17 protein-coding genes and 4 tRNA genes are annotated in these 19,210 nt (G+C 69.5%); 11 read left to right on the top strand and 10 right to left on the bottom strand.

From position 1 onward, the window contains the following. The first annotated feature begins 31 nt into the window (after window positions 1-31). The 7 genes from AB0P24_RS35570 (at window position 32) to AB0P24_RS35540 (ending at window position 5,781) form a co-directional block, all read left to right on the top strand. A tRNA-Glu gene (locus tag AB0P24_RS35570) sits at window positions 32-104 on the top strand. 36 nt (window positions 105-140) lie between these two features. Further along, window positions 141-215: transfer RNA gene (locus tag AB0P24_RS35565), tRNA-Asp, on the top strand. 24 nt (window positions 216-239) lie between these two features. Beyond that, window positions 240-313: transfer RNA gene (locus AB0P24_RS35560), tRNA-Phe, on the top strand. Between the two features lie 157 nt (window positions 314-470). Continuing rightward, window positions 471-767: a hypothetical protein gene (locus AB0P24_RS35555; RefSeq protein ID WP_365801368.1), complete on the top strand. Its 297-nt coding sequence runs from the start codon at window positions 471-473 to the stop codon at window positions 765-767. Between the two features lie 159 nt (window positions 768-926). After that, window positions 927-4,895, top strand: a complete 3,969-nt coding sequence (gene hrpA / locus AB0P24_RS35550; protein ID WP_365801366.1) for an ATP-dependent RNA helicase HrpA — start codon at window positions 927-929, stop codon at window positions 4,893-4,895. A gap of 93 nt (window positions 4,896-4,988) precedes the next feature. Then, window positions 4,989-5,063, top strand: a tRNA-Asp gene (locus AB0P24_RS35545). 526 nt (window positions 5,064-5,589) lie between these two features. Continuing rightward, on the top strand, window positions 5,590-5,781 hold the full coding sequence (locus tag AB0P24_RS35540; protein WP_365801364.1) for a DUF6274 family protein: 192 nt from the start codon (window positions 5,590-5,592) through the stop codon (window positions 5,779-5,781). 505 nt (window positions 5,782-6,286) lie between these two features. Here the strand turns inward: AB0P24_RS35540 and bldC are convergent. Beyond that, window positions 6,287-6,493 (bottom strand): developmental transcriptional regulator BldC, encoded by a 207-nt coding sequence (gene bldC, locus AB0P24_RS35535; RefSeq protein WP_003949541.1) that lies wholly within the window; start codon window positions 6,491-6,493, stop codon window positions 6,287-6,289. Between the two features lie 666 nt (window positions 6,494-7,159). Beyond that, complete coding sequence (locus AB0P24_RS35530) at window positions 7,160-8,002, bottom strand: hypothetical protein (RefSeq protein ID WP_365801362.1); 843 nt, start codon at window positions 8,000-8,002, stop codon at window positions 7,160-7,162. A 253-nt stretch (window positions 8,003-8,255) separates the two neighbouring features. Between AB0P24_RS35530 and AB0P24_RS35525 the strand changes: the two genes are divergently transcribed. Both AB0P24_RS35525 and AB0P24_RS35520 read left to right on the top strand, forming a co-directional pair. Next, window positions 8,256-9,347 carry a Glu/Leu/Phe/Val dehydrogenase dimerization domain-containing protein gene (locus AB0P24_RS35525; RefSeq protein WP_365801360.1) on the top strand — a complete coding sequence of 364 codons (1,092 nt, stop codon included), beginning with the start codon at window positions 8,256-8,258 and terminating at the stop codon, window positions 9,345-9,347. A gap of 300 nt (window positions 9,348-9,647) precedes the next feature. Beyond that, a complete protein-coding gene (locus AB0P24_RS35520) occupies window positions 9,648-9,911 on the top strand; it encodes a DUF3073 domain-containing protein (protein ID WP_294001675.1) in 264 nt (87 codons plus the stop codon). Window positions 9,912-10,071: 160 nt separating this feature from the next. Here the strand turns inward: AB0P24_RS35520 and purM are convergent, their stop codons facing one another. The 4 genes from purM to AB0P24_RS35500 form a co-directional block, all read right to left on the bottom strand. Continuing rightward, entirely contained in the window at window positions 10,072-11,169 is a 1,098-nt protein-coding gene (gene purM, locus AB0P24_RS35515; protein WP_365801358.1) for a phosphoribosylformylglycinamidine cyclo-ligase, read from the bottom strand. A 30-nt stretch (window positions 11,170-11,199) separates the two neighbouring features. Beyond that, the gene (purF, locus tag AB0P24_RS35510; protein ID WP_365801356.1) at window positions 11,200-12,729 is read right to left on the bottom strand and encodes an amidophosphoribosyltransferase; all 1,530 of its coding nucleotides are present in this window, start codon (window positions 12,727-12,729) and stop codon (window positions 11,200-11,202) included. A gap of 242 nt (window positions 12,730-12,971) precedes the next feature. Further along, window positions 12,972-13,400, bottom strand: a complete 429-nt coding sequence (locus tag AB0P24_RS35505) for an META domain-containing protein (RefSeq protein WP_365801354.1) — start codon at window positions 13,398-13,400, stop codon at window positions 12,972-12,974. A gap of 57 nt (window positions 13,401-13,457) precedes the next feature. Beyond that, window positions 13,458-14,255 (bottom strand): sterol carrier family protein, encoded by a 798-nt coding sequence (locus AB0P24_RS35500; RefSeq protein WP_365801352.1) that lies wholly within the window; start codon window positions 14,253-14,255, stop codon window positions 13,458-13,460. Window positions 14,256-14,345: 90 nt separating this feature from the next. Here AB0P24_RS35500 and AB0P24_RS35495 point away from each other — a divergent pair, with 90 nt between their 5' ends. Together AB0P24_RS35495 and AB0P24_RS35490 are read left to right on the top strand one after the other, a co-directional pair. Then, the gene (locus AB0P24_RS35495; RefSeq protein ID WP_093501116.1) at window positions 14,346-14,549 is read left to right on the top strand and encodes a helix-turn-helix domain-containing protein; all 204 of its coding nucleotides are present in this window, start codon (window positions 14,346-14,348) and stop codon (window positions 14,547-14,549) included. 7 nt (window positions 14,550-14,556) lie between these two features. Continuing rightward, complete coding sequence (locus AB0P24_RS35490) at window positions 14,557-15,024, top strand: Clp protease N-terminal domain-containing protein (RefSeq protein WP_365801350.1); 468 nt, start codon at window positions 14,557-14,559, stop codon at window positions 15,022-15,024. A gap of 23 nt (window positions 15,025-15,047) precedes the next feature. Here AB0P24_RS35490 and AB0P24_RS35485 read toward each other — a convergent pair whose 3' ends face one another. The 4 genes from AB0P24_RS35485 to purS all read right to left on the bottom strand — a co-directional run bounded on the left by AB0P24_RS35485 (window position 15,048) and on the right by purS (window position 18,913). Beyond that, a complete protein-coding gene (locus AB0P24_RS35485; RefSeq protein WP_365801348.1) occupies window positions 15,048-15,560 on the bottom strand; it encodes a GNAT family N-acetyltransferase in 513 nt (170 codons plus the stop codon). Window positions 15,561-15,693: 133 nt separating this feature from the next. After that, on the bottom strand, window positions 15,694-17,952 hold the full coding sequence (gene purL, locus AB0P24_RS35480) for a phosphoribosylformylglycinamidine synthase subunit PurL (protein ID WP_365801346.1): 2,259 nt from the start codon (window positions 17,950-17,952) through the stop codon (window positions 15,694-15,696). After that, window positions 17,949-18,653 (bottom strand): phosphoribosylformylglycinamidine synthase subunit PurQ, encoded by a 705-nt coding sequence (gene purQ, locus AB0P24_RS35475; protein WP_365801344.1) that lies wholly within the window; start codon window positions 18,651-18,653, stop codon window positions 17,949-17,951. The genes purL and purQ overlap by 4 nt, the downstream gene beginning before the upstream one ends. Beyond that, complete coding sequence (gene purS, locus AB0P24_RS35470) at window positions 18,650-18,913, bottom strand: phosphoribosylformylglycinamidine synthase subunit PurS (RefSeq protein WP_365801342.1); 264 nt, start codon at window positions 18,911-18,913, stop codon at window positions 18,650-18,652. Before purS ends, purQ begins: the two co-directional genes overlap by 4 nt. Window positions 18,914-19,210 lie beyond the last annotated feature (297 nt).

The following is a 19,210-nucleotide window of genomic DNA, read 5'->3' as shown; positions in this document are numbered from 1 at the left end:
CGCGCTGACGAAGCGCCCAGGCGGGCCGATAGCCCTCATCGTCTAGCGGCCTAGGACGCCGCCCTTTCAAGGCGGTAGCACGGGTTCGAATCCCGTTGGGGGCACGCAAGATCGTGTGCAACACTGTTGCACGCAAGCTTGGTCCTGTGGAGCAGTTTGGAGTGCTCGCCACCCTGTCAAGGTGGAGGCCGCGGGTTCAAATCCCGTCAGGACCGCTGAGGTTTCACGTGAAACCTCGTGGCTGGGTAGCTCAGTTGGTACGAGCGATCGCCTGAAAAGCGATAGGTCGCCGGTTCGACCCCGGCCCCAGCCACAACAGACAGCCCCTCCGGCATCCCGGAGGGGCTGTTCTCATTCCGCGCCCGGCCTACTGCGTTTCTTCCGCTCCCGGCCACGCCTTGAATCTCCTTGGCGGCATGACCCGCCGACGCTAGGTTCTGGCGGGTCGACACGTCACCAGGGTGGGGAAGATGAGCCGGGATCAGGACATACAGCTGGAGAAGGACCGTGCGCGATACGGCCTTCTCGCCGTCGTCGTCAGCAACCTCGCGATCACCGCGGTCGCGGCCTTCGGCGTCTGGCGGCTCAACGGCAACGAATCCGTGATCATCGGCGTCCTGACCGCCGCCTTCACGGCGGTCAGCAGCACGACCACGGCCTACCTGGGGATCAAGGCCGTGTCCAACACGGCGAAGTCCATGGCGGCGGCCGCCTCCGCCACGCCACCCGCCCCAACCCCCGCCACTCCCGCCCAGCGAACCCCGTAGAGGCCTTCACTCACCGGCGCTGCCAGGGGGCGTCGCCCGCGCCCACCCGTGCCACCCGCACCGAACCACCACGTCCGCACCCCCCATAGCCCCCGGCCGAACCGCCGGAGGCAAAAGCGTTCGCCATGAATTTCCCCGAGGTGAGATCCTGGACCGCGTATGTCTACGCACCCCGCCCCCGCCCTCGGCCCCCTCGCCCCTCGCCTGACCGAGCTCTCACTGCGCGACGCGCACCGGCTCGGGCGCAGGCTGGAGGGTGCGCGCAAGATCCGTAAGCCGGAGGCCCGGGCCGCCGTCCTCGCCGAGATCGAGGCCGAGGTGGCCAGGGCCGAGGAACGGATGGCCGGCCGCCGTGCCGTCGTGCCCGCCGTGTCGTACCCCGAGCAGCTGCCCGTCAGCCAGAAGAAGGACGAGATCGCGAAGGCGATACGCGACCACCAGGTCGTGATCGTCGCCGGTGAGACCGGCTCCGGTAAGACCACCCAGATCCCGAAGATCTGCCTGGAGCTCGGGCGGGGGGTGCGCGGCATGATCGGGCACACCCAGCCGCGCCGGATCGCCGCCCGGACCGTCGCCGAGCGGGTGGCGGAGGAGCTGCGGACGCCGCTCGGAGAGTCCGTCGGCTGGAAGGTCCGCTTCACCGACCAGGTGAACCCCGACGCCACCTTCATCAAGCTGATGACGGACGGCATCCTGCTCGCCGAGATCCAGACCGACCGCGAGCTGCGCGCCTACGACACGATCATCATCGACGAGGCCCACGAGCGGTCCCTCAACATCGACTTCCTGCTCGGCTATCTGGCGCAGCTGCTCCCGCGCCGGCCCGACCTCAAGGTCGTCATCACCTCCGCGACCATCGACCCCGAGCGGTTCTCCCGGCACTTCGGCGACGCCCCGATCGTCGAGGTGAGCGGCCGGACCTATCCGGTCGAGGTGCGTTACCGGCCGCTCCTCGAAGAGGACGCCGAGGACGCCGACCGGGACCAGATCACCGCCATCTGCGACGCGGTGGAAGAGCTCCAGGGCGAAGGGCAGGGCGACATCCTCGTCTTCCTCTCGGGGGAGCGGGAGATCCGGGACACCGCCGACGCGCTCACCAGGAAGAACTACAGGTTCACCGAGGTCCTCCCGCTCTACGCCCGGCTCTCGCACGCCGAGCAGCACCGGGTCTTCCAGCCGCACACCGGTCGCAGGATCGTGCTGGCGACCAACGTCGCCGAGACCTCCCTCACCGTCCCGGGCATCAAGTACGTCATCGACCCCGGCTTCGCCCGTATCTCCCGCTACAGCCACCGCACCAAGGTGCAGCGGCTGCCCATCGAGGCGATCAGCCAGGCCAGCGCGAACCAGCGCAAGGGCCGCTGCGGCCGTACGTCCGACGGCATCTGCATCCGGCTGTACAGCGAGGACGACTTCGTCTCCCGGCCGGAGTTCACGGACGCGGAGATCCTCCGTACCAACCTGGCGAGTGTCATCCTTCAGATGACCGCGGCCGGTCTCGGGGACATCGAGAAGTTCCCGTTCATCGACCCGCCGGACCACCGCAACATCCGGGACGGTGTGCAGCTGCTCCAGGAGCTGGGTGCGATCGACCCGGCCGAGAAGGACCCGCGCAGGCGGCTCACCGAGACCGGCCGCAAGCTCGCCCAGCTGCCCGTCGACCCGCGGCTCGCCCGCATGGTGCTGGAGGCCGACAAGAACGGCTGTGTCCGCGAGGTCATGGTCATCGCGGCCGCGCTCTCCATCCAGGACCCCCGCGAACGCCCGGCCGAGAAGCAGACCCAGGCCGACCAGCAGCACGCCCGTTTCCGCGACGAGACCAGCGACTTCCTCGCCTTCCTCAACCTGTGGACGTACGTCAGGGAGCAGCAGCGCGAGCGCGGCTCGTCGTCCTTCCGGCGCATGTGCAAGCAGGAGTTCCTGAACTTCCTGCGCATCCGGGAGTGGCAGGACATCTACCTTCAGCTGCGCACGGTCGCCAAGCAGATGGGCATCCACCTCAACGAAGAGGACGCCCCCGGCGACCGCGTGCACGTCTCCCTTCTCGCCGGCCTCCTGTCCCACATCGGCATGAAGGACGTGAAGAACGCCGGCGGGGAGGGCGGGAAGAGCACAGCGAAGAACGAGTACCTGGGGGCGCGGAACGCCAAGTTCGCGCTCTTCCCGGGCTCCGCGCTGTTCAAGAAGCCTCCGCGGTTCGTGATGTCGGCGGAGCTGGTGGAGACCTCACGGCTCTGGGCCCGGGTCAACGCGAAGATCGAGCCGGAGTGGGTCGAGCCGCTCGCCGGGCACCTCCTCAAGCGGACGTACAGCGAACCGCACTGGGAGAAGGACCAGGCGGCCGTGATGGCGTTCGAGAAGGTCACGCTGTACGGCCTGCCGATCGTCGCCGACCGGAAGGTGAACTACGGCCGGATCGATCCGGAGACCAGCCGCGAGCTTTTCATTCGCAACGCACTGGTGGAGGGCGACTGGCGTACCCACCACAAGTTCTTCGCCGACAACCGCAAGCTGCTGAGCGAGGTCGAGGAACTCGAACACCGCGCCCGGCGCCGGGACATCGTGGTCGACGACGACACGCTCTTCGACTTCTACGACCAGCGGGTGCCCGAGCACGTCGTCTCCGGCGCGCACTTCGACTCCTGGTGGAAGCGGAAGCGGCACGAGCAGCCGGAGTTCCTGGACTTCGAGCGGGAGATGCTGATCCGGGAGTCGGCGGAGGCGGTCACCAAGACCGACTACCCGGATTCCTGGCGGCAGGGACAGCTGAAGTTCCGGGTGACCTACCAGTTCGAGCCGGGGGCGGACGCCGACGGTGTGACCGTCCACATCCCGCTCCAGGTTCTCAACCAGGTCAGGGACGAGGGCTTCGACTGGCAGATCCCGGGCCTGCGGGAAGAGGTGGTCACGGAGTTGATCCGCACCCTCCCGAAGCCGATCCGCCGCAACTACGTGCCGGCGCCGAACTTCGCGAAGCGCTTCCTGGACACCGCGGTGCCCCTACAGGAGCCGCTCACCACCACCATGGCGCGTGAGCTCAAGCGGATGGTCGGGGTGCCCTTCGAGGCCGAGGACTTCGACTGGGCGAAGGTCCCGGACCACCTGAAGATCACCTTCCGGATCGTCGACGAGCGGCGCCGCAAGCTGGCCGAGGACAAGGACCTGGAGGCGCTGAAGCTGCGGCTGAAGCCGAAGGCCCGCCAGGCCCTCTCCCAGGCCGCCGCGGCCACCGCGGAGCGCCAGGGCGGCGAGTCCCTGGAGCGCGCCGGGCTCACGGACTGGACGATCGGAGCCCTCACCCGCGTCTTCGAGACGCGCCGGGCGGGCCAGCCGGTCAAGGCGTACCCGGCCCTGGTCGACGACGGCGACACGGTCTCGGTCCGCCTCTTCGACACCGAGGAGGAGCAGACCGCGGCGATGTGGAAGGGCACGCGCCGGCTCATCCTCCGCAACATCCCGGTGAACCCGGCGAAGTTCGCGTCGGAGAAGCTGACGAACGCCCAGAAGCTCGCACTGTCGGCGAACCCCCACGGCACGATCCAGGCCCTGTTCGACGACTGCGCGATGGCCGCGGCCGACAAGCTGATCGCGGACTTCGGCGGGCCGGCGTGGGACGAGGAGTCGTACCGGAAGCTGTTCGACAAGGTCCGCTCCGAGATCGTCGACACGACGGTCCGTACGGTCGCGCAGGTGCAGCAGGTCCTCGCGGCCTGGCAGGCCTGTGAGCGCCGCCTGAAGGGCGTCCGGAGCCCCGCGCTGCTGGCCAACCTGACGGACGTCCGCAAGCAGCTGGACGCCCTTGTGAAGCCGGGCTTCGTGACGTGGGCCGGCATACGTCGGCTCCCGGACCTGATGCGCTACCTGGTGGCGGCGGACCGTCGCCTCCAGCAGATGCCGACGAACGTCCAGCGGGACACCACCCGCATGGAGAAGGTCCACGAGATGCAGGACGAGTACGCCTGGCTCCTGGAGCAGCTCCCCAAGGGCCGGCCGGTGCCGCAGCAGGTCCTGGACATCCGCTGGATGCTGGAGGAGCTCAGGGTCAGCTACTTCGCGCATGCGCTGGGCACGGCCTACCCGATCTCCGACAAGCGGATCGTGAAGGCGATCGACGCGGCGGTCCCGTAACCGACCGGTCACGTTGGGTGAGTTCGACCAGCCCCCTCCCCCTCCTGTACAGTCCTTCTCGCGGCACAGCGCAGACAAAGTGCCGCGAAACCTGGTCCTGTGGAGCAGTTTGGAGTGCTCGCCACCCTGTCAAGGTGGAGGCCGCGGGTTCAAATCCCGTCAGGACCGCACAAAGCCGAGGCCCGCATCCCCCGAGGGGAAGCGGGCCTCACGCACATCTCAACGCCGACGAGACCGCTCCCCACCCCGCCGGGGTGAACCCGTTGCGGTCGACGGCCTTTCCACGCTCAGCGACGGCAGCGGCTCCGAGTTCGGCGAGCCGCCGTGCGGTGGCCGCACCCCTTCCGCTGCGGCGCCGGTGACCACGGCCACGCGCCCGTCGAGCGACCCTCCAGTGCACAAGGATCAGGCGGCGGCGTCGCAGGCGGTGGCTGACTTGTCTGGCGGTACTCCTGCGGCGCGCGGGCCAGGCGGGCAGGCCGACGGGCCGGGGCGGGCGGGCTCGTCAGATGTCGGCGGGCGGGACGGCTCGCCGAGCCGGAAGAGAGGGGCGAGGGGGTGCCTCGGAAGTACGCGGGCGGGAGGGGGGCCGGTTCGCGCGGTCCGTGGGGTCGGGGCTCTTGACGGGGTCACATTCGGTGGATACCCCAGAAGGGAGGGCTCGGTTTTCTGGGCTTCCTGCGGGAGGTGGCGTATGGCGGCTTCGGTGCGGCACGAAACGCGGGCGTTACTGAGGGCCCACCTGGCGGCCGCCTCGTCGTACCGGCATCTGACCCGTCACTGTCCGGTCTGCCACCGCCTGCTCCGGCTGGCCATGGACGCCGCCCCGCGCCCCCTGGAGACCCCCGAGGACGCCGTGGAGGACGAAGGCCCCGTGGGGGTGTGACCGACGCCGGCAAGGGCAGCCGGGTCAACGCCCTTTGTTGTGGGGCCGGTTCCTCGCGGGACTCCTTTAGCGCACCCTGCGGAGTACAAACAACCCGTGCGGTATGTGACGGGTGTCACCGCATGAGTTTCCGAAACGACGGCACTTACCCCCTTCCTACAACTGGTCAATTTAATATGTGCAATTGCACCACCCTGTGGACCTCGCCCCGGGCCGGACTCCGGTGCCCGCACAGCAGATCCGACAGCGGTCCCCAGACTCCGACAAGGCTGCTCACAGCGGCGCCGGTCAGGGGCGCCCAAGACCTCATGGACGCACAAAAAAGATCGCGCTGGACCCGGCGGAGTCCAGCGCGATCTACGACGCACCCTGTGTCGCTTGCCTGAAAAGTTCTTGTCGGCCTGGGCGTGGGTCCTGTTGGGGCAGGTCCCGCGTCGCTTGGAGCTAGGGTTTCGGGGCGCCTCGACCAGTGGGGGACCGGTCGGTTTGCCCGCTATTCAGTTGGTCAGGCCTCGCTGCGCTGCTGCGGGATGCCCGCCAGCAGGGCGCGCACCTCAGCCTCGCGGTAGCGGCGGTGCCCGCCGAGCGTACGGATCGATGTGAGCTTGCCGGCCTTCGCCCACCGCGTGACCGTCTTGGGGTCGACGCGGAACATCGTGGCGACCTCAGCCGGGGTCAGCAGCGGCTCGGCATCAGGGGTGCGAGCGGTCATGAGCGGCCTCCTCGGGAGAACCGAACCTTCTCGGTTCTTTCCTCTAAATTCTGCACCTTGACCCGCGTTGCCCGAAATGGCGGACGCGAGTCGAGTCGGTTATAGGACGAACGGCTTGTCCTCGGCACTACAACTACACCATCCGTCCAGCCGCGTCGGCCAAACCGATGGAATTGCCCTCCCAGGTAGGCATCAGCCGCGGAAGCCGATGGACCATGCCATAGCGGACAGTCACGCCTCTGTGACGATCAGTCACAGGACGATCAGGAGTCACCAGACCCCCCAAAGCACGTAATGCTGAGAATCCGCCCACAGTGCACCACACTTGGACGGATGGAGCCTTCCCTGGACTCCTTGTCCTATTTTGGCACGAGGAGTGGCAAGAGGCGCAAGAGCCGCGTAAGTGCTGTCCGTCACCCTTGCTACAAAAGACCGGATCAGGATCCAACGTCCTGTGCGTTCACTGAAGTGCCGTCAAGGTACGTTGTTTCATGGCTTCTGGGCCGTGACGTACATCACTCACACCACACACGTCACGCAGGTGTCATCCGGCTGTAAACAGCATCAAACACCCCGTCACCTAATACGGAGCAGGACGCATCCGCGCTCAGACCGGCACCGGACCTGCATCCCGGACCCGCGCCGGACCGGCCCCCCGACCGGGACTCAGTTCGCCGAACGGCGGTCCCGTACCGCCCGCCACCGCTCCACCAGCCGCCCGTACGCCTCCCCGGCCGCGGCCCCGTCGCCCTGGCGCAGCGCCTCGATGCCGGCCGCCACGTCGGCCGCCGAATGGTCGTCCTCCAGGTCCGCGGCCGGCACGGTGTGCACGAGACCGCCGTAGTCCAGCTCGACCAGCGAGCGCGGGTGGAACTCCTCCAGCCAGCGCCCGACGTCCAGCAGGCCGTCGATCAGGGGCCCTTCGGCCACGGTGTCCTTGAGCGTGCGCAGCGCCCGCGCCACCCGGCGCCGGGCCTGCACCATCGGCGTGCGGTAGCGCAGCATCGGCGGGATCTCCCCGGAGCCCTTCTCGAACCGGCGCTCCGCGTCGGAGACCAGCACGAACCAGTTCAGCGGCACCTGCCAGGTCGCGGTGCGGATCCAGGGCCGGCCGTCGGGGTTGCGGGCCAGCCAGCGCTCGTAGTCCATCGTGGCCTGCCGGCGCACGACCGGCGGCAGCATCGCGTCCACGACCGGCTTCGGCAGTTCGTCGGAGAGCTCCTGGAGGGCCTGCCAGCCGCGCAGCCGGGTCCGCCACGGGCAGACGCAGACGACGCCGTCGACCTCCAGGACGAACGCGTCGGCGCTCTCCTGCACCGGCACCGGGATCGGCGGGGTGGGCACCAAGTCGGCCAGGGAGCGGCGGAGTTCGTCCTGATAGGAGGGACGCTCCGGGCGGCGGGCGTAACGCGTCCAGTGGTCGCGCTCCCGTTCCGGGAAGGCGGCCAGCGGCTCGTACACACGCAGGTACGTCGCGTAGGGGACGACCACCGAGGACACCTTGGGCACGCCTGCTCCCTCCCCATCGGACCGGGCTCGAAACCAGCGCGGCCCACGCCGGGGTCAGCCGGGCCCGGCCGCGGAAACCACAGCAAATCGTCCCACGCGCATACGTGCGCACACGGCACGGGAGAGTGATCCTGAACACTGCGCGGATGGTGTGCGGGCAATGGCTCTACGCTCTTGCCACGGCCCCGCCACCCTTACGGGAGCCCCCGCTTCCACCGCCGCGACACACGCGACACAACCGGGAGTCACCACAGTGACCGACGTTTCCACCGGCGTCCTGCACACCCTGTTCCACTCGGACCAGGGCGGTCACGAGCAGGTCGTGCTCTGCCAGGACCGGACGAGCGGCCTCAAGGCCGTCATCGCCATCCACTCCACCGCGCTGGGCCCCGCCCTCGGCGGCACCCGCTTCTACCCGTACGCCAACGAGGCCGAGGCCGTCGCCGACGCCCTCAACCTCGCGCGCGGGATGTCGTACAAGAACGCCATGGCCGGGCTCGACCACGGCGGCGGCAAGGCCGTGATCATCGGAGATCCGGACCGGGACAAGACCGAGGAGCTGCTGCTCGCCTACGGGCGGTTCGTGGCCTCGCTCGGCGGCCGGTACGTCACCGCCTGCGACGTCGGCACGTACGTCGCCGACATGGACGTGGTGGCCCGGGAGTGCCGCTGGACCACCGGCCGCTCCCCCGAGAACGGCGGCGCCGGCGACTCCTCCGTGCTCACCGCGTACGGCGTCTACCAGGGCATGCGGGCCAGCGCCCAGCACCTGTGGGGCGACCCCTCGCTGCGCGGCCGCAGCGTCGGCGTCGCGGGGGTCGGCAAGGTCGGCCACCACCTGGTCGAGCACCTCCTGGAGGAGGGCGCCCGGGTGGTCGTCACGGACGTGCGCCGGGAGGCCGTCGGCCGGATCTCCGACCGCCACCCCGAGGTCCGGGTAGCCGCCGACACCGACGCCCTGATCCGCGTCGAGGACCTCGACATCTACGCCCCCTGCGCGCTCGGCGGCGCCCTGAGCGACGACTCCGTGCCGGTGCTGACCGCCCAGGTGGTGTGCGGCGCGGCCAACAACCAGCTCGCCCACCCCGGCGTCGAGAAGGACCTGGCGGACCGCGGGATCCTCTACGCGCCGGACTACGTGGTGAACGCCGGCGGGGTCATCCAGGTCGCCGACGAGCTGCACGGGTTCGACTTCGACCGGTGCAAGGCGAAGGCGGCGAAGATCTTCGACACCACGCTGGCCATCTTCGCACGTGCGAAGGATGACGGGATCCCCCCGGCCGCGGCGGCCGACCGGATCGCCGAACAGCGGATGCACGAAGCCGCAACGGCGGCTGGACGCTGATCGAAGACCGGGTTTCCGGGCGGATTTCCGGTACCTGCCGGCGGGCAGTTGGAGAGAACTCTCACGTTCGTCGGCGGGTCGCCCGCCAGGAAGTGGTTAAAATCGTGGTTGACCAGCGAGGACGGGGCGCCTCGAGGGTCATGGAGTCAGGCGCGTGGTGCGGGCGACGTACCGTATGGGCGCGGGCTCAGGTACCGTGGAAGCCCTACGGACCGGTCTCTCCGAGGAGAGCCCGTTCCGGATCATGAACGCGTGTCAGACTCTGGGGCCGTCGAGCCCCGTCACCGAGGGGGTCGAGCCATGGGGCGCGGCCGGGCCAAGGCCAAGCAGACGAAGGTCGCCCGCCAGCTGAAGTACAACAGCGGTGGGACTGACCTGTCACGTCTGGCCAGCGAGCTGGGCGCATCGACTTCGAGTCAGCCGCCGAATGGCGAGCCGTTCGAGGACGACGACGAGGATGACGACCCGTACGCCCAGTACGCGGATCTCTACAACGACGACGATGAGGACGAGGACGAGGACGACCAGTCCGGTCCGCACTCCCGGCATCGTCGCGGTGCTTGACTTCGGCGGCTGCTGAGCCGCTTCACTTGCCCGGTCCGGGGTTCGCATGCCGGACCGGGTTTTGTGCTGGCTTCCTGGGACTCCGACCCCGGACCCCGCTCCTGGGACTCCCCCCGAGGGGGACTCCCAGGGACTTCCGGGTGCTCCCAGGGGCTGGGGTCTACGCGTAGTCGCCCACCAGTTCCGCGCCGGTGGTGTGCCCGCCGCGCTCGGTGATCTCGCCGGCGACCCATGCCTCGACCCCGCGGTCGGCCAGTGTGGTCAGCGCCACGTCCACCGATTCCTGCGGGACGATCGCGATCATGCCGACGCCCATGTTGAGCGTCTTCTCCAGTTCGAGCCGCTCGACGTCGCCGGTGCGGCCGACCAGGTCGAAGATCGGGCCCGGCATCCAGGTGGCGCGGTCGACGATCGCGTGCAGGTGGTCCGGGATCACCCGGGCCAGGTTCGCGGCGAGTCCGCCGCCGGTGATGTGGCTGAAGGCGTGGACCTCCGCGGTACGCGTCAGGGCCAGGCAGTCCAGCGAGTAGATCTTGGTCGGCTCCAGGAGTTCCTCGCCGAGGGTGCGGCCCAGTTCCTCGATGCGGGCGTCGAGCGCGAGGCCCGCCTGGTTCAGCAGCACGTGCCGGACCAGGGAGTACCCGTTCGAGTGAAGTCCGGAGGACGCCATGGCGATCACCGCGTCACCCGTACGGATACGATCCGCGCCGAGCAGCCGGTCGGCCTCCACCACGCCCGTACCGGCGCCGGCCACGTCGAAGTCGTCCGCGCCGAGCAGGCCCGGGTGCTCGGCCGTCTCGCCGCCCACCAGGGCGCAGCCGGCCAGTACACAGCCCTCGGCGATGCCCTTGACGATGGCCGCGACCCGCTCGGGGTGCACCTTGCCGACGCAGATGTAGTCGGTCATGAACAGCGGCTCGGCGCCGCACACCACGATGTCGTCCATGACCATGGCGACCAGGTCGTGGCCGATGGTGTCGTACACGCCCAGCTGCCGGGCGATGTCGACCTTCGTGCCCACGCCGTCCGTCGCGGAGGCCAGCAGCGGGCGCTCGTAGTTCTTGAGCGCGGAGGCGTCGAAGAGACCGGCGAAGCCGCCGAGGCCGCCGAGGACCTCGGGGCGCTGCGTCTTCTTCACCCACTCCTTCATCAGCTCGACGGCGCGGTCGCCCGCCTCGATGTCGACACCGGCGGCCGCGTAGGAGGCACCGGAGGAACTGCCCGTCGACGGAGTCGACTGATCGGACACAGCAGACATTGCCTGGGATCTTTCGGTTGATGACGGGGCTTACGGGCGACGGATCGCGTCGGCCGCGGCCGTGGCTGCCGGACCGGCCGCCAGCTCGGTCTCCAGGAGCTGCTTGCCGAGCAGTTCGGGGTCCGGGAGCTCCATCGGGTACTCGCCGTCGAAGCAGGCGCGGCAGAGGTTCGGCTTGGCGATGGTGGTCGCCTCGATCATGCCGTCGATGGAGATGTACGCCAGGGAGTCGGCGCCGAGCGAGGTGCCGATCTCCTCGATGGTCATGCCGTTGGCGATGAGCTCCGCGCGGGTGGCGAAGTCGATGCCGAAGAAGCACGGCCACTTCACGGGCGGCGAGGAGATCCGGATGTGGACCTCGGCCGCGCCCGCTTCCCGGAGCATCCGCACGAGGGCTCGCTGGGTGTTGCCGCGCACGATCGAGTCGTCGACGACGACCAGGCGCTTGCCCTTGATGACTTCCTTCAGCGGGTTCAGCTTCAGGCGGATGCCGAGCTGCCGGATGGTCTGCGAGGGCTGGATGAAGGTCCGGCCGACGTAGGCGTTCTTGACCAGGCCGTTGCCGAAGGGAATGCCGGAGGCCTCCGCGTAGCCGATGGCGGCGGGGGTGCCGGACTCCGGGGTCGCTATCACCATGTCGGCGTCGACCGGGGCTTCCTTGGCGAGCATCCGGCCCATCTCCACGCGGGAGAGGTAGACGTTCCGCCCGGCGATGTCGGTGTCCGGGCGGGCCAGGTACACGTACTCGAAGACACAGCCCTTGGGCTTCGCGGCAGCGAATCGTGAGGAGCGCAGACCGTTCTCGTCGATGGCGACGAACTCGCCCGGCTCGATCTCGCGGACGAAGCTGGCGCCGCAGATGTCGAGCGCGGCGGACTCCGAGGCGACGACCCAGCCGCGCTCCAGCCGGCCGAGGACCAGCGGGCGGATGCCCTGCGGGTCGCGGGCGGCGTAGAGGGTGTGCTCGTCCATGAAGACGAGGGAGAAGGCGCCGCGCACCTGCGGGAGGACCGCGTGCGCGGCCTCCTCGATGGTCAGCGGCTTGCCGTCCGCGTCGACCTGGGCCGCGAGGAGGGCGGTGAGCAGGTCGGTGTCGTTGGTGGCCGCGACCCGGGTGGACCGGCCGTTGTTGTCCTTCGGGAGTTCGGCGACCATCTCGGCGAGCTGCGCCGTGTTGACCAGGTTGCCGTTGTGGCCGAGCGCGATCGAGCCGTGCGCGGTGGCACGGAACGTCGGCTGGGCGTTCTCCCACACGGAGGCCCCGGTGGTCGAGTAGCGGGCGTGACCGACCGCGATGTGACCCTGGAGCGAACCGAGAGAGGTCTCGTCGAAGACCTGGGAGACAAGTCCCATGTCCTTGAAGACGAGGATCTGGGAGCCATTGCTGACCGCGATACCCGCGGACTCCTGGCCCCGATGCTGGAGGGCGTACAGCCCGAAGTACGTGAGCTTGGCGACCTCTTCACCGGGAGCCCAGACACCGAAGACGCCGCAAGCGTCCTGGGGGCCCTTCTCACCGGGGAGCAGATCGTGATTGAGGAGACCGTCACCACGTGGCACGGTACTGAGTGTAGGCGAGGTCGACCACTGGTCCGAATTGGGGATACCGGGCCGTAATGGATCTACGGCGGCGGACCCGTTGGTGGCTTTCTCCATCTTCGCAGGTCAGCTGGGTGAGAGGTTCCTCCAGAGGGCCCCGGTTCGCGCGGACCGGGGCCCGCGCAACCCCCTGGCACCGTATCTCTGAGTGAGGTGTCGCACATCATTCGGGGACCGCCGGGCGAGCCGTACGGAGGTCGCGGTCATGTCCTGGACAGCTGGACGCGGTCGCCGTCGGCCGTGGTGAGGGTGAGTTTCCGGTCCTCGCCCTTCATGGTCAGCGGTCCGGCGGTGAGCGTGCGGGCGAGGGCGCGCTCGAAGGCCATCCTGGTGTTGTCGCAGGCCATCCGGGTGGTGCGGGTGTGACTCAGCCGGATCCGGTCGTCCGTGATCTGGACCGTGGCGCTGAACTGGTTGCATCCGAAGCTGCCGGCCGCCCGCCCGTCCTCGATCTTCACATGGGCGCGCGCCGGGGCGCGCTGGGTGACGCCGTCGACGGTCACGCTGTCGACGGTCCAGTCGATCCCGGTCACCGGCGGCCGACTCCCCACGGATCCACCCCTCTCACCGCCACAGGCCATCGCGAGCGGAACGAGCAGCGCGGCCGCCGCCGTCAGGGTCGTGCGGCGCATGCGCTGTTTCAACCCGTACATACCGATTCGACGGACGGCACAGGGTGATCGGTTCCCTCACCGCATGACGGGCAGGTACGCCCCGAGGTCCGCCCGCTCCCCGCTCGCGCTGACCCTGGCGTCGGCCACGGCCTCCTGCCACGCCAGCCGCCCGGTGGCCAGCCGGATCCAGGTCAGCGGGTCGGTCTCGACGACGTTCGGCGGGGTGCCCCGGGTGTGCCGGGGCCCTTCGACGCACTGCACCACCGCGTACGGCGGCACCCGCACCTCGGTGGAGCCGCCGGGCGCCTTGACCGCGAGCGCGTCGGCGAGCAGCCGGGTGCAGGCGGCGAGGGCCTGCCGGTCGTGGGGGACGCCGAGTCCCGGGACCGCCGCGTTGAGGTCGTCGCTGTGCACGACCAGCTCCACGGCCCGGGTGACGAGGTAGTCGTCGAGGGACAGCGCGCCGACGTTGGTGGCGAGCAGCCGGGTGCCGGGGTGTGCGGCGAGCAGGGCGCGGAGGCCGGTCTCGGCGTCGGCGAGGTAGGTGCCGAGGTCGGCGTGGCCGGCGGCGAGGCGCTGGGTGAAGTCGTCGATGGCGGTGGCGTTGCTGGAGGTCCCGAACGGCCAGTCGAGCAGGACCGCGTCGGCCTTGGCCGGCTCGGGCAGGTCCAGGGCCCGGTGGACGGCGGTGAGCGCCATGCCGATGTGGGCGACGAGCTCCCGCACGGTCCACCCCGACAGCCGGGTGGGGAGCGCGAGCTGCTCGGGGGTGAGGGTACGGACGGCGTCCCGCACGTTCGAGAACTGGGCGAGGACCGCGGTGCGGGTTCTGGCCGGGTCGTACCTGCGGGCGCGCTTCTTGGCCTGGGGCATGGCGGTGAGCGTATTCCCTCGGCCTGCCCGGGCGAGCAGTGTGTCAGTCTGGGTTGACAACCGGCAGGGTGTCAACCCAGACTGACAGGCATGGAAACGCAAGAGCTCTCGGAGCGCCTCAGGTCGCACGACCCCGCGGTGGGCCTGCGGGCCGTGGGCGCCCTGCACCGGCTGGCCGAGCAGGTCGAGGCCGCGGCGGTCGTGCGCGCCCGCGAACAGGGCTGGTCCTGGGAGCAGATCGGGGACGCCCTCGGCGTGTCCCGGCAGTCCGTCCACGCCAAGTACGGAAAGTGAGACGACCATGTTCGAGCAGTTCGCAGCAGAGGCCCGGGCGACCGTCGCGTCGGCGCTCGACGAGACCAAGCTGCGCGGCGACCGCCGCATCGGTACCGAGCACCTCCTGCTGGGAGTGCTGCACGAGCCCGGCGCGGCCCGGGCCCTCGGAACCGACCTGGAAACCGCACGCGCCGCCCTCGACACCCTCGACCGGTCCGCGCTGGCCGTGGTCGGCATCGACGTCCGGGGGATCGAGCGGGCACCGATTCCCGCGTCACGCAAGCGCACGCCCCTCACCTCGGGAGCCCGCGCCGTGCTCCCCCGCGCCCTGGCCGAGACGAGGAAGGCCGGCAGCCGCCGCATCACACCGGAACACCTGCTGCTCGCCCTGCTCGACTGCCGGCGGCCGGATCCCGTGGCGGAACTCCTGGCGGAACTCGGCATCGACCGCACGGCCGTCCGCGCACGCATCCAGCGGCAGCCGGGCCGCTGAGACGTCAGGCCCTGGAGCGGTGGTCAGGGGGCGAGGTCGGAAGCCGGGGTGATCACCCAGTGGTTGCTGTGGATGACCCGGTCGGCGAAGTCGACGTCGACCTCGCCGAGAAGGCGGAAGCCGAGGGAGCGGCAGATGCCGTTCGAGGGGCCGTTGGCCGTCGCCGGGAAGGCGTGGATGTCGCCCCAGCGGTCCTCGTTGCGGGCCTGTTCGAGAAGCGCGCGGGTGGCGAGCCTGCCGAGCCCGCGCCCCTGGAACTCGGGCAGGACCATCCATCCGATCTCCGAGAGCGGCTCCCCGTCGTCGTCGTGCGCCCAGACGCACACATGGCCCGCGACGACCTCGGGGGCGCCCGAATCAGGGACGATCACCTTGATCCAGGAGGTACCCGCCGCCGCCTCCTCGGCATCCCGGCGCACCTTCTCCGTCATCCCGTCCCTGGGCAACGGACCACCGAGGTCCCTCATCATCACGGGGTCGCAGCGCATGCGGACATAGGCGTCCACGTCGTCCGGGGTGACGTCACGCAAGTACATGCCAGAAGGATGCGGTGTCCGGCCCGAACCCGAAAGGCTCCGGCCCCTTGGCCAAGAGCCACGTCCGGTGAACCGCGAAGACCCCGCCCGGGAACGTGAACCCGGGCGGGGTCTTCGTCGCCGTACGGCCGGACTACGCCAGCAGCGCCTCGATGGTCCCCTCGTGCGCCTCGCGCAGTTCGGCCAGGGTGAGTTCGAACTCGCCCTGGATCTCCACGGAATCGCCGTCCACGACACCGATGCGGGTCGCCGGCAGGCCCCGCGCACCGCACATGTCGTTGAAGCGGACCTCCTCCGAACGCGGGACCGCGACGACGGCGCGGCCGGCCGACTCGGAGAGGAGGAAGGTGAAGGCGTCGAGGCCGTCCGGTACGACCAGCCGCGCGCCCTTGCCGCCGAGCAGCGCGGACTCGACCACGGCCTGGATCAGACCGCCGTCGGACAGGTCGTGCGCCGAGTCGATCATGCCGTCGCGGGAGGCGGAGATCAGGATCTCGGCGAGCAGGCGCTCACGCTCCAGGTCCACCTTGGGGGGCAGGCCGCCCAGGTGGTCGTGGACGACCTGGGACCAGGCCGAGCCGCCGAACTCCGCACGCGTGTCGCCGAGGAGGTAGAGCAGCTGGCCCTCCTCCTGGAAGGCGACCGGCGTGCGGCGGGCGACGTCGTCGATCACGCCGAGGACCGCGACCACCGGGGTCGGGTGGATGGCCGCCTCGCCGGTCTGGTTGTAGAGCGAGACGTTGCCGCCGGTCACCGGGGTGCCCAGCTGGAGGCAGCCGTCGGCGAGGCCGCGCACCGCCTCGGCGAACTGCCACATCACCGCCGGGTCCTCGGGCGAGCCGAAGTTCAGGCAGTCGGAGACGGCGAGCGGCTTGGCGCCGGTCGTCGCCACGTTGCGGTAGGCCTCCGCCAGGGCGAGCTGGGCGCCCGTGTAGGGGTCGAGCTTGGCGTAGCGGCCGTTGCCGTCCGTGGCGATGGCGACGCCGAGGCCGGTCGCCTCGTCGACGCGGATCATGCCGGAGTCCTCGGGCTGGGCAAGGACCGTGTTGCCCTGCACGAAGTGGTCGTACTGGGAGGTGATCCACTTCTTGGAGGCCTGGTTGGGGGAGGCCACCAGCCGGAGGATCTGGTCCTTCAGCTCCTCGCTGGTCGCCGGGCGCGCGAGCTTGTTCGCGTCGTCCGCCTGGAGTTCGTCCTGCCAGGACGGGCGGGCGTAGGGGCGCTCGTAGACCGGGCCGTCGTGGGCGACCGTGCGCGGGTCGACGTCGACGATCTTCTCGCCGTGCCAGAAGATCTCGAGGCGGTCGCCGTCGGTGACCTCGCCGATGACCGTCGCGATGACGTCCCACTTGGCGCAGATCTCCAGGAAGCGGTCCACCTTCGCCGGCTCCACCACCGCGCACATGCGTTCCTGCGACTCGCTCATGAGGATTTCCTCGGGCGAGAGGGTGGAGTCGCGCAGCGGGACGTCGTCGAGGGTGACGGTCATGCCGCCGGAGCCGTTCGAGGCGAGCTCGGAGGTGGCGCAGGACAGGCCGGCCGCGCCGAGGTCCTGGATGCCGACCACGAGCTTCTCCCGGAAGGCCTCCAGGGTGCACTCGATGAGGAGCTTCTCCTGGAAGGGGTCGCCGACCTGGACCGCGGGGCGCTTGGAGGGCTTCGCGTCGTCGAAGGTCTCGCTCGCGAGGATCGACGCGCCGCCGATGCCGTCGCCGCCGGTCCGGGCGCCGTACAGGATGACCTGGTTGCCCGCGCCGGAGGCCTTGGCGAGGTGGATGTCCTCGTGCCGCATCACGCCGATGGCACCGGCGTTGACCAGCGGGTTTCCCTGGTAGCAGGCGTCGAAGACGACCTCGCCGCCGATGTTGGGCAGGCCCAGGCAGTTGCCGTAGCCGCCGATGCCGGCGACGACACCCGGGAGGACGCGCTTGGTGTCCGGGTGGTCGGCCGCGCCGAACCGCAGGGGGTCGACCACGGCCACCGGCCGGGCGCCCATCGCGATGATGTCGCGGACGATGCCGCCGACACCGGTCGCGGCGCCCTGGTAGGGCTCGACGTACGACGGGTGGTTGTGCGACTCGACCTTGAAGGTGACCGCGTAGCCCTGGCCGACGTCGACCACGCCCGCGTTCTCGCCGATGCCGACGAGCAGGGCGTCCGACTGGGGCGCCTTCTCGCCGAACTGGCGGAGGTGGACCTTGGAGGACTTGTACGAGCAGTGCTCGGACCACATGACCGAGTACATGGCCAGCTCGGCGCCGGTCGGGCGGCGGCCGAGGATCTCCACCACCCGCTCGTACTCGTCCTTCTTCAGGCCGAGTTCGGCCCAGGGCAGCTCGACGTCGGGGGTCGCGGCCGCGTGCTCGACCGTGTCCAGAGGCGTCCGGCTCATGCGTTGACCAGCTTCTTGAGGATCGAGGTGAAGAAGGGAAGGCCGTCGGTGCGGCCCGTGCCGATCAGCGGCTCGACGGCGTGCTCGGGGTGCGGCATCAGGCCGACGACGTTCCCGGCCTCGTTGGTGATGCCGGCGATGTCCCGGAGCGAGCCGTTGGGGTTGCCGTATCCGTCACCGGCTTCGCCGCTGACGACGTACCGGAACGCGACCCGGCCCTCGGCCTCCAGCTTGTCGAGCGTGTACTCGTCGGCGACGTACCGGCCGTCCATGTTCTTCAGGGGGATGGAGATCTCCTGACCCGCGCGGTAGTCGGCCGTCCAGGCCGTGGCCGCGTTCTCCACCCGCAGCTTCTGCTCGCGGCAGATGAAGTGGAGGTGGTCGTTGCCCAGCATTCCGCCCGGGAGCAGGTGCGCCTCGGTGAGGATCTGGAAGCCGTTGCAGATACCGAGGACCGGCAGCCCGGCCTTCGCCTGCTCGATGACCGTCTCCATCACCGGCGAGAAGCGGGAGATGGCGCCGGCCCGCAGATAGTCGCCGTAGGAGAAACCGCCGGGAAGGACCACCGCGTCGACCTGGTGAAGGTCCTTGTCCTTGTGCCAGAGGGCGACCGGTTCCGCACCCGCGAGCCGGATCGCGCGCTGGGTGTCACGGTCGTCGAGGCTTCCCGGGAAAGTGACGACGCCAATACGAGCGGTCACTTCGCCGCCTCCGCGACTTCCTCCACCTTGACGGTGAAGTCCTCGATCACGGTGTTGGCGAGGAAGGATTCCGCAAGATCATGGATGCGGGCGAGCGCGGCCTCGTCGACCGGCCCGTCAACTTCCAGTTCGAATCGCCTTCCCTGACGTACGTCGGAGATGCCCTCGAAACCCAGGCGCGGCAGCGCACGCTGGACCGCCTGGCCCTGGGGGTCGAGGATCTCCGGCTTGAGCATGACGTCGACTACGACGCGTGCCACGTGCACTCCCGGTGTGTGGTGCTGAGCTGGTTCCTTCAGACTACCCGCACAGAATTTCTACGCGGGTAGAGTTGTAGGAAACTACGTGAGGCGCGTCACGATCGGGTGACAGCGGGGGATCCACACGAAAAGTTCTGGGAAAGTTCCCCGGGTTCGCCCACGACATCTATTGCGCCGGGACACGCGGACGGATTTAGTCGGGCTTCACTTTGTATTGCCAGGCACTGTACAAATGAATTGGCAATAGCCGATACTCGGCACGTCATCGCCATCGCCGTCATCGCCGATGAGCTGTAA

Origin of the sequence: Streptomyces sp. NPDC086519 (assembly GCF_040686075.1) — a bacterium.
GTDB lineage: Bacteria > Actinomycetota > Actinomycetes > Streptomycetales > Streptomycetaceae > Streptomyces > Streptomyces shenzhenensis.
Note: the sequence above shows the minus strand (reverse complement) of the source record. Positions and strands in the feature narration are given on the sequence as shown.

Bases quoted from the DNA above. Each gene is read 5' to 3' on its own strand.
- AB0P24_RS35555 (WP_365801368.1), top strand. From the start codon at position 471: ATGAGCCGGGATCAGGACATACAGCTGGAGAAGGACCGTGCGCGATAC.
- hrpA (WP_365801366.1), top strand. From the start codon at position 927: ATGTCTACGCACCCCGCCCCCGCCCTCGGCCCCCTCGCCCCTCGCCTG.
- AB0P24_RS35540 (WP_365801364.1), top strand. From the start codon at position 5,590: ATGGCGGCTTCGGTGCGGCACGAAACGCGGGCGTTACTGAGGGCCCAC.
- bldC (WP_003949541.1), bottom strand. From the start codon at position 6,493: ATGACCGCTCGCACCCCTGATGCCGAGCCGCTGCTGACCCCGGCTGAG.
- AB0P24_RS35520 (WP_294001675.1), top strand. From the start codon at position 9,648: ATGGGGCGCGGCCGGGCCAAGGCCAAGCAGACGAAGGTCGCCCGCCAG.
- purM (WP_365801358.1), bottom strand. From the start codon at position 11,169: ATGTCTGCTGTGTCCGATCAGTCGACTCCGTCGACGGGCAGTTCCTCC.
- AB0P24_RS35505 (WP_365801354.1), bottom strand. From the start codon at position 13,400: ATGCGCCGCACGACCCTGACGGCGGCGGCCGCGCTGCTCGTTCCGCTC.
- AB0P24_RS35500 (WP_365801352.1), bottom strand. From the start codon at position 14,255: ATGCCCCAGGCCAAGAAGCGCGCCCGCAGGTACGACCCGGCCAGAACC.
- AB0P24_RS35495 (WP_093501116.1), top strand. From the start codon at position 14,346: ATGGAAACGCAAGAGCTCTCGGAGCGCCTCAGGTCGCACGACCCCGCG.
- AB0P24_RS35490 (WP_365801350.1), top strand. From the start codon at position 14,557: ATGTTCGAGCAGTTCGCAGCAGAGGCCCGGGCGACCGTCGCGTCGGCG.
- AB0P24_RS35485 (WP_365801348.1), bottom strand. From the start codon at position 15,560: ATGTACTTGCGTGACGTCACCCCGGACGACGTGGACGCCTATGTCCGC.
- purL (WP_365801346.1), bottom strand. From the start codon at position 17,952: ATGAGCCGGACGCCTCTGGACACGGTCGAGCACGCGGCCGCGACCCCC.